The sequence below is a fragment of the Klebsiella sp. C349492 genome (genome assembly GCF_042055345.1).
Classification (GTDB): domain Bacteria; phylum Pseudomonadota; class Gammaproteobacteria; order Enterobacterales; family Enterobacteriaceae; genus Klebsiella; species Klebsiella scottii.
The window spans coordinates 610,466-626,125 of record NZ_JANQCE010000002.1; the positions used below are offsets into that span (position 1 = coordinate 610,466).

General features: G+C 55.8%; 12 protein-coding genes. 10 read left to right on the plus strand and 2 right to left on the minus strand.

The window, feature by feature from the left end:
• Window positions 1–14: 14 nt before the first annotated feature.
• Entirely contained in the window at window positions 15–1,412 is a 1,398-nt protein-coding gene (locus tag NWP14_RS10545; protein ID WP_375215292.1) for an FAD-binding oxidoreductase, read from the minus strand.
• A 167-nt stretch (window positions 1,413–1,579) separates the two neighbouring features.
• Between NWP14_RS10545 and NWP14_RS10550 the strand changes: the two genes are divergently transcribed.
• Window positions 1,580–2,431, plus strand: a complete 852-nt coding sequence (locus NWP14_RS10550) for a class I fructose-bisphosphate aldolase (RefSeq protein WP_375215293.1) — start codon at window positions 1,580–1,582, stop codon at window positions 2,429–2,431.
• Between the two features lie 15 nt (window positions 2,432–2,446).
• Entirely contained in the window at window positions 2,447–3,397 is a 951-nt protein-coding gene (locus tag NWP14_RS10555) for a YhfZ family protein (RefSeq protein ID WP_375215294.1), read from the plus strand.
• Between the two features lie 78 nt (window positions 3,398–3,475).
• Here NWP14_RS10555 and gltA read toward each other — a convergent pair whose 3' ends face one another.
• Complete coding sequence (gltA, locus tag NWP14_RS10560; RefSeq protein ID WP_095095145.1) at window positions 3,476–4,759, minus strand: citrate synthase; 1,284 nt, start codon at window positions 4,757–4,759, stop codon at window positions 3,476–3,478.
• Between the two features lie 636 nt (window positions 4,760–5,395).
• Here gltA and sdhC point away from each other — a divergent pair.
• The 8 genes from sdhC (at window position 5,396) to sucD (ending at window position 15,346) form a co-directional block, all read left to right on the plus strand.
• A complete protein-coding gene (gene sdhC, locus NWP14_RS10565) occupies window positions 5,396–5,800 on the plus strand; it encodes a succinate dehydrogenase cytochrome b556 subunit (RefSeq protein ID WP_045854497.1) in 405 nt (134 codons plus the stop codon).
• Window positions 5,794–6,141 carry a succinate dehydrogenase membrane anchor subunit gene (gene sdhD / locus NWP14_RS10570; RefSeq protein WP_041144632.1) on the plus strand — a complete coding sequence of 116 codons (348 nt, stop codon included), beginning with the start codon at window positions 5,794–5,796 and terminating at the stop codon, window positions 6,139–6,141. Before sdhC ends, sdhD begins: the two co-directional genes overlap by 7 nt.
• Window positions 6,141–7,907, plus strand: coding sequence for a succinate dehydrogenase flavoprotein subunit (gene sdhA / locus NWP14_RS10575; protein ID WP_095095151.1), 1,767 nt, complete (start codon window positions 6,141–6,143; stop codon window positions 7,905–7,907). Before sdhD ends, sdhA begins: the two co-directional genes overlap by 1 nt.
• A gap of 15 nt (window positions 7,908–7,922) precedes the next feature.
• A complete protein-coding gene (gene sdhB / locus NWP14_RS10580; RefSeq protein ID WP_095095154.1) occupies window positions 7,923–8,639 on the plus strand; it encodes a succinate dehydrogenase iron-sulfur subunit SdhB in 717 nt (238 codons plus the stop codon).
• A 507-nt stretch (window positions 8,640–9,146) separates the two neighbouring features.
• On the plus strand, window positions 9,147–11,954 hold the full coding sequence (gene sucA / locus NWP14_RS10585; RefSeq protein WP_045854500.1) for a 2-oxoglutarate dehydrogenase E1 component: 2,808 nt from the start codon (window positions 9,147–9,149) through the stop codon (window positions 11,952–11,954).
• 14 nt (window positions 11,955–11,968) lie between these two features.
• Entirely contained in the window at window positions 11,969–13,189 is a 1,221-nt protein-coding gene (gene odhB / locus NWP14_RS10590) for a 2-oxoglutarate dehydrogenase complex dihydrolipoyllysine-residue succinyltransferase (RefSeq protein WP_095095157.1), read from the plus strand.
• Window positions 13,190–13,310: 121 nt separating this feature from the next.
• Window positions 13,311–14,477: an ADP-forming succinate--CoA ligase subunit beta gene (sucC, locus tag NWP14_RS10595; RefSeq protein WP_095095160.1), complete on the plus strand. Its 1,167-nt coding sequence runs from the start codon at window positions 13,311–13,313 to the stop codon at window positions 14,475–14,477.
• Window positions 14,477–15,346 (plus strand): succinate--CoA ligase subunit alpha, encoded by an 870-nt coding sequence (gene sucD, locus NWP14_RS10600; RefSeq protein WP_041144638.1) that lies wholly within the window; start codon window positions 14,477–14,479, stop codon window positions 15,344–15,346. The genes sucC and sucD overlap by 1 nt, the downstream gene beginning before the upstream one ends.
• The last annotated feature ends 314 nt before the right edge of the window (window positions 15,347–15,660 follow it).

Here is a 15,660-nt window from a genome sequence, read left to right on the forward strand (position 1 = left end):
CCCTCAATTAAGCGTTATAGCCCCAGTTTGCCAGGGTTGAGAATGCCATTTGGATCGAGCGCCTGCTTGACGCGTCGCAGCAGTATATGCGCCGAACCAAGCGATTCTCGGGCATAGGGTGAGCGTACCAGTCCGCCGCCGTGGTGGTGCGAGAGCTCGGCGTTGTGCGCCAGGCAGACGCGCATCGCTTCCCGCCATATAGTGCGAAGCTTGTCTACCGCCTCGGCGTCGTTGGTTTCGTGTCCGAGAAGGATCATGTACATGGAGGTCCCCTGCGGGTAGACGTGGGAGAAATGCGAGAGAACTTCGCCGGCCAGCGGCGTCAGCGCTTGATTCAGGTCGTGATACAGGCTGGCAATACCATCCCAGGTATGGGCGACTTCGATGGTTTCGGCAAAGCCGCCGCTGCAATCCAGCAGCTTTTCGACCGTTGAGAAGTCGAAGCGGCGATCCATCCACTGGAGTACGCCCTGAGTACCGAGCGATTTGCCGCCGTGACGCTGGACAAGGGTCATAAATGCGTCCATTTCCGCACGGGCAACGGCCTCAACGCCCTGAGTGCCGAGAAACATCACCGGCTTTTCCTGAGCCGGATTTTGCATAGCGTGGCGGGCTTCGGTGGGATCGTACAGCCGGAGGAGGAAAGGGCGCAGCCCGGCCATCGCCTGTTCGCGCATGATCTGCAGTCCGGCTTCTACGGAGGGCAGCTCCAGGGTGTCGTAAAGACGCGTTTGCGGCAGCGGGAATATCTTGAGCTGCACTGAGGTTACTACGCCCAGCGTTCCTTCGGCGCCGATAAATAGCTGGCGTAGATCCGGCCCCATCGCCGCGCGCGGCGAGGCTTTCAGCCGCACCTTTTCACCCGTTGCGAGGATAACCGTATAGGCGGTGATGAGATCTTCAATCCCGCCGTAGTAAGAGGAGAACTGGCCGGTCGCCAGCGTTGATAGCCAGCCACCGACGCTGGACTGGTACAGCGATTGCGGCGAGTGGCCCAGCGTCCAGCCCATCTGCTGCAGTTCATCTTCCAACTGACCGCCGTTGTATCCGGCGGAGACCTCAACGGTCAGGTTGGTCGTATTGATTGCACGCTGATGTGTCATACCGGTGAGATCGAGAACGATACCGCCGCGCGTGGGTAGCGGCTGTCCGGTTACCGAAGAAGCCAGGGCCCGAGGGGTGACCGGCGTATCGTTAGCCGTCGCCAGCGCGAGCACCTGCTGGATCTGTTGCTCATCGGTGACCTTCACCACAACGTCCGCCTGGTAATCATGGCACCCTAAGCGCTTGAGCTTTGTCGACAGTGGCCAGGTATCGTGGCTTGAGGCCTGAAGGGTTTCGCGGTCGCTCAGTACCTGCTGTTCTGGCAATATATTTTTCAAGGCGCTAATGAGATGAGAAATGTCCGGCATACCGACTCCTGCATTGACAATTGTAGAGAACATCCTGGCGGTCTGGCGGAGAGAACGCGCTCAGGGATAATTCATTGACATCGTGTTGGTGGCTAATATACGATCAATTTGCAGAAAGCTGCAAATTGCATTTTATTTTTTTAGTCAACTTTGTGAAGGAGAGCAAGATGGATTCCCGTACCGGCAAGGCAGTTCGTTTAAGTCGTATTTTGCGCCCGGAAACAGGGCACGCGGTGGTAGTGGCCGCCTCCCACGGGGTGATGTCCGGTCCACCGTCAGGGCTGAAAACCCGTGGGGATATTGAAAGCGTATTTGCCCAGCTGCGCGGCGCGGATGGGGTGATGGTATCGCCGGGGATGATCCCGCTGGTGGATAAGACGTTTATGGGGCGCGACAGGCCGGGGTTTGTGCTGCACCTCGACTGGAAAAACCACGCGCGTTCGATTTATACGCCGGGAAAAGATGGCCGTAGCGAAGGCGTACTGGTGCAGCTAGCGGAAATTAGCGAGGTGGCCGCCAGCGGTATTGATGCAGTGATGACCTATATGTACCTCGGTCAGAAGGATACGGCGCTGGAACAGGCGGAAATTGCGCGCAACGCGCGTATTGTTCGCGAATGTGAACGATATGGTATCGCGGTGATTATCGAACCCCGCTCGGCGCTGGAGGGCATCGATCCCGACGCGCTTAGTGTCGGGGTGATGAGTATGTACTGCCGCATTGCCGCCGATATCGGCGCGGATCTGGTGAAAGCGCTTTGGCCCGGTTCGGTGGAGGATTTTGCTGCGGTAACAAGCACCTGCTATACTCCGGTGCTGCTGGCTGGAGGCGCGGGCGGCGAAGATCCGCAGTCAACGCTGCAGTTGGCGGCCGATGCCATGCAGGCGGGGGCGAAAGGGGTCATGTTTGGACGACGTATTTTCCGCGCGCAGCGGCCGGCCGGCGTGCTTCGCGCGCTGAATGCCGTGGTGCATGAAAACCACAGCGTCGAACGGGCGTTGCGGCTTCTGGAACAGTAAGAGTTGACGGAAACAATGACGGTTATTGCGCACGATGCGAAACAGCTTTCTCCGGTCGCATTTATTGCCCGCACGATTATCTCGCTTGGGCTATCCGGCCGTCTGCCGACCACCTCCTGGTTTCAGGAGGTGCTGGATATCGGTTCTGGTACGGTGCAAAAGGCGCTGCAGGAGCTGAAAAAAGACGGCGCGGTCAATCTCGTCTCTCGCGGGCACCAGGGGACTTTTGTCGTCTCATGGGATTTCCCGACGCTCTGGGACGCCGCGCGCATGCCGCCGGTGCATATCCTGCTGCCGCCGCGAGGCTCCCTCGAAGCGACGCAGGTGGCCTCCGCGTTTGTACAGCAGTCCGAATGCTGGGGAGTGGTCACCACCGTCGGCTACCTGCGCGGCGCGCGTTCGCGCCTGGCTGCTTTTGAGCACCATGCGGTGGATATTGTTCTGCTCTCTTCCGGTTCCGCACAAATGCTTATGGCGGATGCCGCCGGACAGGGTTTCGAACTCTTTGACGTCGGCTACGGAAGCTACTATCGACCGGGTAGCCTGGTGGTGGTGGAGAAAACCGATGCGGCGTTAGCCCGGTGCCCGCGCGTCGGCATCGATTTTCATTCCAGCGATCATCAGCGGCTGACGCGAGCTCAGTTCCCGGAGGCGGATTATGAGTATGTGGAGGTGGATTTTACCCTGCTGCCGCGCTCCGTTTTTCTCGGCGAAATTGATACCGGCGTCTGGCATCAGCAAGCATCGCTGATTCCGCTGGATAAGGTTGGGCTGAACATTTGTCCGCTGGATAATCCGTCCGCGCAGGCGCTGGCCAAAGAGATTTCCAGCGCGGTGCTGGTGGTCCGCTCGTCCTCTCCCGTTGCCCAACTGCTGCATCAGCTCGATCTTCCGCGCCTGCAGCAGCAATCATCTCAGGCGTTTGATAGCCTCAATGACGTTCAGCTGGCGTTTCGTCTGCCCTGAATGGTGCTCAGATAGCGGCTATATCGCAGCCATAAAAAAACGCGCCCTGAGGCGCGTTTTTTGTTGCCGGTATTCGGCTTAGTGCTTGATGTCGCACTTGAAATCGCGTTTGTCGTAGCCGGTGTACAGCTGACGCGGACGGGCAATTTTCATGCCGTCGCTGTGCATTTCGTTCCAGTGGGCAATCCAGCCTACGGTACGCGCCATCGCGAAGATAACGGTAAACATGGAGGACGGAATACCCATCGCTTTCAGGATGATACCGGAGTAGAAATCGACGTTCGGATAGAGTTTCTTCTCGATGAAGTACGGGTCGTTGAGCGCAATATGCTCAAGCTCCATCGCCACTTCCAGCAGATCGTCTTTGGTGCCCAGCTCTTTCAGCACTTCATGGCAGGTTTCACGCATTACGGTGGCGCGCGGGTCGTAGTTTTTGTACACGCGGTGGCCGAAGCCCATCAGGCGGAAAGAGTCATTTTTATCTTTCGCGCGACGAACAAATTCCGGAATGTGTTCAACGGAGCTGATCTCTTCCAGCATCTTCAGCGCCGCTTCGTTTGCGCCGCCGTGCGCAGGTCCCCACAGGGAGGCGATGCCCGCAGCGATACAGGCGAACGGGTTCGCGCCTGAGGAGCCTGCGGTACGGACGGTTGAGGTCGAGGCGTTCTGTTCGTGGTCAGCGTGGAGGATCAGAATACGGTCCATTGCGCGTTCCAGTACCGGATTTACCTCATAGGTTTCACACGGCGTGGAGAACATCATGTTGAGGAAGTTACCCGCGTAGGAGAGGTCGTTGCGCGGATAAACAAAAGGCTGGCCGATTGAATATTTGTAACACATGGCTGCCATTGTCGGCATTTTGGACAGCAGACGGAACGCTGCGATATCACGGTGGCGCGGATTATTAACGTCCAGGGAGTCGTGATAAAACGCCGCCAGCGCGCCGGTAATACCGCACATCACCGCCATCGGATGCGAGTCGCGACGAAACGCATGGAACAGACGGGTAATCTGCTCGTGGATCATGGTGTGGCGGGTAACGGTGGTTTTGAACTCTTCGTACTGGGCCTGATCCGGCTTTTCACCGTTCAGCAGGATGTAGCATACTTCGAGGTAGTTGGACTCGGTCGCTAGCTGATCGATCGGGAAACCACGGTGGAGCAGAATACCTTCATCACCGTCGATAAAAGTGATTTTAGATTCACACGATGCGGTTGAAGTGAAACCAGGGTCAAAGGTAAATACGCCTTTTGAACCAAGACTACGAATATCAATAACATCCTGGCCGAGCGTGCCTTTTAGCACATCCAGTTCGATAGCAGTATCACCACCTAGGGTGATTTTTGCTTTTGCATCAGACATTTATGGTCTCCTTAGCGCCTTTATTGCTTAAGACTGCCGGGGGGGATTTGCCTTCGGCTCGTGCCTGATTACGTTACCAGTTTGTTATGTTGCACACAGCTCTGCGACAGCGGAATTGGCAGGGTACAGAGCAAAGGCGCTTGATGGAACGTTTTCAGTTTACGACGAAATAACAGCAAATCAGCGTTTTAGCAGCCCGAATTTGAAAATCGTTATACCACTAATAACCGTCCTGATTACATTGGTCAATACCGTCACACTGTTGCATAACTTATTCTCAGGTGAAAGAGTGACCCCATAACTTTTGAGCATTATTGCATTTATCTGGTGATGGTTGTAACAAGAATGTTTAATATTTGTCAAATCAGGTGATTAAATTTTAAAATAATGTTGTTATCGTGATATTGATCACTGTTCGGGACAAAACCCGACAAACTATATGTAGGTTAATTGTAATGATTTTGTGAACGGCCTATACTGCCGCCAGGTCTCCGGAACACCCTGCAATCCCGAGCCACCCAGCGTTGTTTGGTCACGTTTTCGCTCCTGGAAAGGGGGTTATTCATGACTACAGGTTATAGAAAGGACGCTGTCTGACCCGCAAGCAGACCGGAGGAAGGAAACAATAAGAACAGCATGTGGGCGTTATTCATGGTAAGAAATGTGAAAAAACAAAGACCTGTCAATCTGGATCTGCAAACGATCCGGTTCCCAATCACGGCGATAGCGTCCATTCTCCATCGCGTATCCGGTGTGATCACCTTCGTGGCGGTCGGGATTCTGCTTTGGCTGCTGGGCACCAGTCTTTCCTCTCCCGAAGGTTTCCTCACTGCAGCATCCATTATGGATAGCTTCTTCGTGAAATTCATTATGTGGGGCATTCTGACCGCATTGGCTTATCACGCTGTGGTTGGTATCCGCCACCTGATGATGGACTTTGGCTACCTGGAAGAAACCCTCGAAGTAGGGACACGCTCCGCCAAGATTTCTTTTGTTATTACTGTCGTGCTTTCACTTCTCGCAGGAGTCCTCGTATGGTAAGCAACGCCTCAGCACTGGGACGCAACGGCGTACATGACTTCATTCTGGTTCGTGCCACCGCTATCGTTCTGACCCTCTACATCATCTATATGGTCGGCTTTTTTGCCACCACGGGTGAAATTTCATGGGAAGTCTGGACGGGTTTTTTCTCCTCCGCGTTCACTAAAGTCTTCACCCTGTTGGCCCTCGTCTCCATCCTGATCCACGCCTGGATCGGTATGTGGCAGGTACTGACGGACTACGTTAAACCACTGGCTGTGCGCCTGGTTCTGCAACTGCTTATCGTTGTTGCGCTGGTGGCTTACGTTCTTTATGGATTTGTTGTGGTGTGGGGTGTGTAATGAAATTGCCTGTCAGAGAATTTGATGCTGTTGTGATTGGTGCCGGTGGCGCAGGTATGCGCGCGGCGCTGCAAATTTCCCAGAGCGGCCAGTCCTGTGCGCTGCTCTCCAAAGTGTTCCCTACTCGTTCCCATACCGTTTCCGCGCAGGGTGGCATCACCGTTGCGCTCGGTAATACCCATGAAGATAACTGGGAATGGCACATGTACGACACCGTAAAAGGGTCGGACTATATTGGTGACCAGGACGCCATTGAATATATGTGCAAAACCGGTCCGGAAGCGATTCTCGAACTGGATCATATGGGCCTGCCGTTCTCGCGTCTCGAAGATGGCACCATTTATCAACGTCCGTTTGGCGGCCAGTCGAAAAACTTCGGCGGCGAGCAGGCGGCACGTACCGCGGCGGCGGCTGACCGTACCGGCCACGCCCTGCTGCATACCCTGTATCAGCAAAACCTGAAAAACCACACTACTATCTTCTCCGAATGGTACGCGCTGGATCTGGTGAAAAACGCCGACGGCGCGATCGTTGGCTGTACCGCGCTGTGTATCGAAACCGGTGAAGTGGTCTACTTCAAGGCCCGTGCGACCGTGCTGGCTACCGGTGGTGCAGGTCGTATTTATCAATCAACCACTAACGCCCACATCAACACCGGCGACGGCGTTGGGATGGCTATCCGCGCCGGCGTTCCGGTGCAGGATATGGAAATGTGGCAGTTCCACCCGACCGGTATTGCCGGAGCCGGGGTGCTGGTCACCGAAGGCTGCCGCGGTGAAGGCGGCTATCTGCTGAATAAACACGGCGAACGCTTCATGGAGCGCTATGCTCCAAATGCGAAAGACCTGGCGGGTCGTGACGTGGTGGCGCGTTCCATCATGATCGAAATCCGTGAAGGCCGCGGCTGCGATGGTCCGTGGGGCCCGCACGCCAAGCTGAAGCTTGATCATCTGGGCAAAGAAGTTCTCGAATCCCGCCTGCCGGGTATCCTCGAACTGTCGCGTACCTTTGCGCACGTTGACCCGGTTAAAGAGCCGATTCCGGTTATCCCAACCTGCCACTATATGATGGGCGGTATTCCGACCAGAGTAAGCGGCCAGGCGCTGACCGTTAACGAGCAGGGCGAAGATGTCGTTATCCCTGGGCTGTTCGCCGTCGGCGAAATTGCCTGCGTATCGGTCCACGGCGCTAACCGTCTGGGCGGCAACTCGCTGCTTGACCTGGTGGTGTTCGGCCGCGCGGTCGGCGTGCATCTGCAGGAATCTATCGCCGAGCAGGGCGAGCTTCGCGACGCGACGGAAGAAGAAGTTGATGCTTCTCTGGCGCGCCTGAACCGTTGGAACGGCAACCGTAACGGCGAAGACCCGGCCGAAATCCGCAAAGCGCTGCAGGAATGTATGCAGCACAACTTCTCGGTATTCCGCGAAGGCGATGCGATGGCGAAAGGGCTTGAGCAGCTGAAGGCGATCCGCGAGCGTCTGAAAAATGCGCGTCTTGACGATACCTCCAGCGAGTTCAACACCCAGCGCGTCGAGTGCCTGGAGCTGGATAACCTGATGGAAACCGCATACGCAACGGCGGTCTCTGCCAACTTCCGTACCGAAAGCCGTGGCGCGCATAGCCGCTTCGACTTCCCGGAACGTGACGATGAAAACTGGCTGTGCCATTCCCTGTATCTGCCAGAGTCGGAAGCCATGACGCGTCGTAGCGTCAACATGGAACCGAAGCTGCGCCCGGCATTCCCGCCGAAGATTCGTACTTATTAATGCGGAGACAGGAAAATGAAACTCGAGTTTTCAATTTATCGTTATAACCCGGACGTTGACGATGCTCCGCATATGCAGGATTACAGCCTGGAAGCGGAAGACGGTCGCGACATGATGCTGCTGGACGCCCTGATGCAGCTGAAGGAAAAAGACCCGTCGCTCTCATTTCGTCGTTCCTGCCGTGAAGGGGTCTGTGGCTCCGACGGTCTGAACATGAACGGTAAAAACGGTCTGGCGTGCATCACGCCGATCTCCGCGCTGAATAAGCCGGGTAAGAAAATTGTTATCCGTCCGCTGCCAGGTTTACCGGTTATCCGCGATTTGGTTGTAGACATGGGGCAATTCTATGCACAATATGAGAAGATTAAGCCTTACTTGTTGAATAATGGGCAAAATCCTCCGGCTCGTGAGCATCTGCAGATGCCAGAGCAGCGTGAGAAACTCGACGGGCTGTACGAATGTATTCTGTGCGCATGTTGTTCAACGTCCTGCCCGTCCTTCTGGTGGAACCCGGACAAATTTGTCGGCCCGGCAGGCTTACTGGCGGCGTATCGCTTCCTGATCGATAGCCGCGATACCGAAACCGACAGCCGCCTGGAAGGGTTGAGCGATGCTTTCAGCGTATTCCGCTGTCATAGCATTATGAACTGCGTCAGTGTTTGTCCTAAGGGGCTGAACCCGACGCGCGCCATCGGCCATATCAAGTCGATGCTGCTGCAGCGCAGTGCGTAAGTAACCCGGTCTGTCCCGGATGGCGCTATCGCTTATCCGGGCTACCCGAAGCAGTAGCCCCGGCAGCGTTTGTGCCGCCGGGAAATGAATACCCTAAATAATTCGAGTTACAGGAAGGCGGCGACGCCGCGAATCCCCAGGAGCTTACTCAAGTAAGTGACTGGGGTGAGTGAGGAAAGCCAACGCACATGTAACTTGAAGTATGAAGGGGATGGCAGGAAATCTTTAAAAACCGCCAAATATGTACCAGTAATCAAGGCGTTCAGAGCGAGGTAAGGCGGCAACTGAACGCATCCCCGGGAGCATAGTGAACTATGTGACCGGGGTAAGTGAAGGCAGCTAACGCAACCGCAGCCTGAACGCCGAAGATTAATGGCAGTTTTTAAAGGTTCCTTCGCGGATGCAGAAGCCACAACTCGTCCGCAACAAGTGAACCCCGGCACGTACAATCCATGTGCGTGGTAGTTTCTACGGCGAAATAAGCATATAAATGCTTAAGGGATCACGATGCAGAACGGCGCAATGAAAGCCTGGCTGGACTCTTCTTACCTCTCTGGTTCGAACCAGAGCTGGATAGAACAGCTCTATGAAGACTTCTTAACCGATCCTGACTCTGTTGACGCCAACTGGCGTTCTATGTTCCAGCAGTTACCTGGCACCGGAGTCAAACCGGATCAATTTCATTCCAAAACGCGTGATTATTTCCGTCGATTGGCGAAGGATGCCTCACGTTACACTTCTTCGATTTCCGACCCTGACACCAATGTGAAGCAGGTTAAAGTCCTGCAGCTCATCAACGCCTATCGCTTCCGCGGTCACCAGCACGCGAATCTCGATCCGCTGGGACTGTGGAAACAGGATAGAGTGGCGGATTTAGACCCGGCATACCACGATTTGACCGAGGCCGACTTCCAGGAAAGTTATAACGTAGGTTCTTTTGCCATCGGCAAAGATACGATGAAGCTGGGCGAGCTGCTGTCAGCGCTCAAACAGACCTACTGCGGCGCTATCGGCGCGGAATACATGCATATCACCTCTACTGAAGAGAAGCGCTGGATCCAGCAGCGTATTGAATCGGTAGCAGGGAAAGCCAGCTTTACCGCTGAAGAGAAAAAACGCTTCTTAAGCGAACTGACCGCCGCTGAAGGTCTGGAACGCTACCTTGGCGCGAAATTCCCGGGCGCGAAACGCTTCTCGCTGGAAGGCGGCGATGCGCTGATCCCGATGCTGAAAGAGATGATCCGCCACGCTGGCAAAAGCGGCACCCGCGAAGTGGTGCTGGGCATGGCGCACCGCGGCCGTCTGAACGTGCTGGTCAACGTCCTCGGTAAAAAGCCGCAGGATCTGTTTGATGAGTTCGCCGGCAAGCATAAAGAACATCTCGGCACCGGCGACGTGAAGTACCACATGGGCTTCTCTTCCGATATGGAAACCGAAGGCGGTCTGGTACACCTTGCGCTGGCGTTTAACCCGTCGCACCTTGAAATCGTCAGCCCGGTGGTTATCGGTTCCGTGCGCGCCCGTCTGGATCGTCTGGACGAGCCAAGCAGCAATAAAGTGCTGCCGATTACCATTCACGGCGACGCCGCGATAACCGGTCAGGGCGTGGTTCAGGAAACGCTGAACATGTCGAAAGCCCGCGGTTACGAAGTGGGCGGTACCGTACGTATTGTTATCAACAACCAGGTGGGCTTCACCACCTCGAACCCGCTGGACGCGCGCTCTACGCCGTATTGCACCGATATCGGTAAAATGGTTCAGGCGCCGATCTTCCACGTTAACGCGGATGACCCGGAAGCCGTGGCTTTTGTTACCCGCCTGGCGCTGGATTTCCGCAATACCTTCAAACGCGATGTTCTGATCGACCTGGTGTGCTACCGCCGTCACGGCCATAACGAAGCCGACGAGCCGAGCGCAACCCAGCCGCTGATGTACCAGAAAATCAAAAAACATCCGACTCCACGCAAAATCTATGCGGACAAGCTGGAGCAGGACAAAGTGTCGACGCTGGAAGACGCCACCGAGCAGGTTAACCTCTACCGTGATGCGCTGGATGCCGGCGAATGCGTGGTAGAAGAGTGGCGTCCGATGAACCTGCACTCCTTTACCTGGTCGCCGTACCTCAACCACGAGTGGGATGAGAGCTACCCGAGCAAGGTGGAGATGAAGCGCCTGCAGGAGCTGGCTAAGCGTATCAGCACCGTGCCTGAAAGCATTGAAATGCAGTCTCGCGTCGCCAAAATCTACGGCGATCGTCAGGCGATGGCTGCCGGCGAGAAGCTGTTTGACTGGGGCGGTGCGGAAAACCTGGCTTATGCGACGCTGGTCGATGAGGGTATTCCGATTCGTCTGTCCGGTGAAGACTCCGGTCGCGGTACCTTCTTCCACCGCCACTCGGTTATTCATAACCAGGTGAACGGCTCAACCTATATTCCGCTGCAGCACGTGCATAACGGCCAGGAGCATTTTAAAGTCTGGGACTCCGTGCTCTCTGAAGAAGCGGTTCTGGCGTTTGAATACGGCTATGCCACCGCTGAACCGCGCACTCTGACCATCTGGGAAGCCCAGTTCGGCGACTTCGCCAACGGCGCCCAGGTTGTTATTGACCAGTTCATCAGCTCCGGCGAGCAGAAATGGGGCCGGATGTGTGGCCTGGTGATGCTGCTGCCGCACGGCTACGAAGGCCAGGGCCCGGAGCACTCCTCCGCGCGTCTGGAACGCTATCTGCAGCTCTGCGCCGAGCAGAATATGCAGGTCTGCGTACCGTCGACCCCGGCTCAGGTTTACCACATGCTGCGTCGTCAGGCGCTGCGCGGTATGCGCCGTCCGCTGGTGGTGATGTCACCGAAATCGCTGCTGCGTCACCCGCTGGCGGTTTCCAGCCTCGATGAGCTGGCAAACGGCACCTTCCTGCCGGCGATCGGCGAAGTGGACGATCTTGACCCGAAAGCCGTGAAGCGCGTGGTGCTGTGCTCTGGTAAAGTTTATTACGACCTGCTGGAGCAGCGTCGTAAAAACGACCAAAAAGATGTCGCTATCGTGCGCGTAGAGCAGCTCTATCCGTTCCCGCATCAGGCGGTACAGGAAGCGCTGAAGCCTTATGCGCAGGTGCATGATTTTGTCTGGTGTCAGGAAGAACCGCTCAACCAGGGCGCGTGGTACTGCAGCCAGCATCACTTCCGCGAAGTGATTCCATTTGGGGCCTCTCTGCGCTATGCAGGCCGCCCGGCCTCCGCCTCTCCGGCGGTAGGATATATGTCCGTTCACCAGAAACAGCAACAAGATCTGGTCAATGACGCGCTGAACGTCGATTAATTAAAGGATACATAATGAGTAGCGTAGATATTCTGGTTCCCGATCTGCCTGAGTCCGTAGCTGACGCGACCGTTGCAACCTGGCATAAAAAACCGGGCGATAGCGTCCAGCGTGATGAAGTGCTGGTGGAAATCGAAACTGACAAAGTGGTACTGGAAGTACCGGCATCAGCGGACGGCATTCTGGAAGCAGTGCTGGAAGATGAAGGCGCGACCGTGCTTTCTCGTCAAATTCTTGGTCGTCTGCGCGAAGGCAACAGCGCGGGCAAAGAGTCCGGCGCGAAAGCCGATGCTAAAGAGTCCACCCCGGCTCAGCGTCAGCAGGCTTCTCTGGAAGAGCAGAGCAACGATGCGCTCAGCCCGGCGATCCGTCGCCTGCTGGCTGAACATAACCTCGATGCGAGCGCGATTAAAGGCTCCGGCGTTGGCGGCCGTCTGACCCGTGAAGATGTTGAAAAACATCTGGCGGCAGCGCCGGCTAAAGCGGAAACCAAAGCGCCGGCTGCGGCCGCTGCTCCGGTTGCTCAACTGGGCCACCGTTCTGAAAAACGCGTTCCGATGACCCGCCTGCGCAAACGCGTAGCCGAGCGTCTGCTGGAAGCGAAAAACTCCACCGCCATGCTGACGACCTTCAACGAAGTCAACATGAAGCCGATTATGGATCTGCGTAAGCAGTACGGCGACGCGTTTGAAAAACGTCACGGCATCCGTCTGGGCTTTATGTCCTTCTACGTGAAAGCGGTTGTGGAAGCGCTGAAGCGCTATCCGGAAGTGAACGCCTCCATCGATGGCGACGACGTGGTTTATCACAACTACTTCGACGTCAGCATGGCCGTATCGACGCCGCGTGGCCTGGTAACGCCGGTTCTGCGCGATGTTGATCTGCTGGGCATGGCGGATATCGAAAAGAATATTAAAGAGCTGGCAGTGAAAGGCCGCGACGGCAAGCTGACCGTAGAAGATCTGATTGGCGGTAACTTCACCATTACCAACGGCGGCGTCTTCGGGTCTCTGATGTCTACGCCAATCATCAACCCACCGCAGAGCGCAATTCTGGGTATGCATGCTATTAAAGATCGTCCGATGGCGGTCAATGGCAAGGTGGAAATTCTGCCGATGATGTACCTCGCGCTCTCCTACGACCACCGTCTGATCGATGGGCGTGAATCGGTAGGCTTCCTGGTAGCGATTAAAGAGCTGCTGGAAGACCCGACTCGTCTGCTGCTGGACGTGTAGCGAACATGGCCCGGCAGCGTTCAGCTTACCGGGCCAATAAAAACATCATCAGCGCTGTAAACCGCGATTTATCGCCTTACAGACTAAATGATAACGATTACCTGAAGGATGGACTGAACACATGAACTTACATGAATATCAGGCGAAACAACTGTTTGCCCGCTATGGCTTACCGGCGCCGGTGGGTTATGCCTGTACTACTCCGCGTGAAGCAGAAGAAGCCGCTTCAAAAATCGGTGCGGGTCCGTGGGTAGTGAAATGTCAGGTTCACGCTGGTGGCCGCGGTAAAGCGGGCGGTGTGAAAGTAGTTAACAGCAAAGAAGACATTCGCGCATTTGCTGAACATTGGCTGGGCAAACGCCTGGTGACCTACCAGACGGATGCGCACGGCCAGCCGGTTAACCAGATCCTGGTTGAAGCTGCGACCGATATCGCCAAAGAGCTCTATCTTGGTGCGGTAGTTGACCGTAGCTCCCGTCGCGTAGTGTTCATGGCTTCCACCGAAGGCGGCGTGGAAATCGAAAAAGTGGCGGAAGAAACTCCGCACCTGATCCACAAAATTGCCATCGACCCGCTGGCGGGCCCGATGCCTTACCAGGGTCGTGAGCTGGCGTTCAAACTGGGTCTGGAAGGTAAGCAGGTTCAGCAGTTCACCAAAATCTTCATGGGCCTGGCGACCATCTTCCTGGAGCGCGACCTGGCGCTGATCGAAATCAACCCGCTGGTAATCACTAAGCAGGGCGACCTGATCTGCCTCGACGGCAAGCTGGGCGCCGATGGCAATGCCCTGTTCCGTCAGCCGGATCTGCGTGAAATGCGCGACCAGTCTCAGGAAGACCCGCGTGAAGCTCAGGCGGCGCAGTGGGAGCTGAACTACGTTGCTCTGGACGGCAACATTGGCTGTATGGTTAACGGCGCAGGCCTGGCGATGGGCACCATGGACATCGTTAAGCTGCACGGCGGCGAACCGGCTAACTTCCTTGACGTTGGCGGCGGCGCAACCAAAGAGCGCGTTACCGAAGCATTCAAAATCATCCTTTCCGACAGCAATGTTAAGGCCGTACTGGTTAACATCTTCGGCGGTATCGTTCGTTGCGACCTGATCGCCGACGGCATCATCGGCGCGGTAGAGGAAGTTGGCGTTAACGTTCCGGTGGTCGTTCGTCTGGAAGGTAACAACGCCGAACTGGGCGCGAAGAAACTGGCTGACAGCGGCCTGAATATTATTGCAGCGAAAAGTCTGACGGACGCAGCACAGCAGGTTGTTGCCGCAGTGGAGGGGAAATAATGTCCATTTTAATTGATAAAAATACCAAGGTTATCTGCCAGGGCTTCACCGGTAGCCAGGGGACTTTCCACTCCGAACAGGCGATCGCTTACGGTACGCAAATGGTCGGCGGCGTTACGCCGGGCAAAGGCGGCACCACGCATCTGGGCCTGCCGGTGTTCAACACCGTGCGCGAAGCCGTTGACGCAACCGGCGCTACCGCGACCGTTATCTATGTACCGGCTCCGTTCTGCAAAGACTCCATTCTGGAAGCTATTGATGCGGGCATTAAGCTGATCATCACCATCACCGAAGGTATCCCGACGCTGGATATGCTGACCGTGAAAGTGAAGCTTGATGAAGCTGGCGTACGCATGATCGGCCCTAACTGCCCGGGCGTTATCACCCCAGGCGCATGCAAAATCGGCATCATGCCGGGTCACATTCATCAGCCGGGTAAAGTGGGCATCGTTTCCCGTTCCGGTACGCTGACCTATGAAGCGGTTAAGCAGACTACTGACTACGGCTTCGGCCAGTCTACCTGCGTCGGTATCGGCGGTGACCCGATCCCGGGTTCTAACTTCATTGATATCCTGAAGCTGTTCCAGGAAGACCCGCAGACCGAAGCGATCGTGATGATCGGTGAGATCGGCGGCAGCGCTGAAGAAGAAGCGGCAGCCTACATCAAAGAGCACGTGACCAAGCCGGTGGTAGGTTACATCGCCGGTGTGACCGCGCCGAAAGGCAAGCGTATGGGCCACGCTGGCGCCATCATCGCTGGCGGTAAAGGTACGGCTGACGAGAAGTTCGCTGCCCTGGAAGCGGCCGGTGTGAAAACCGTCCGTAGCCTGGCAGATATCGGCGAAGCGCTGAAATCTATCATTAAGTAAATGTAATAAACGGCCCCTGCTATTTGATGGTTGCTATTGAATAGACCGGGGCTGGTCCAGTTTCGACATGGTTGGCCACCTTCCGGTGGCCTTTTTTACGCCAGCCTCTCTGCTATCCTCGAATTTTTCGATCACGCCGGCTATGATGCTCAGCGGTAATAATACGAATAACACGGATTAGTTTTTTTGAGCCACCCTCGGGATCGCCGACGATCGAAAAGAACGATGGCTTTATACTTGAATAATCCCTGTTAAATCAATATTAATCAAAGGGTTACTTCCGTTTTTGTTTGCGGAGTGCGGGCGATGAACAG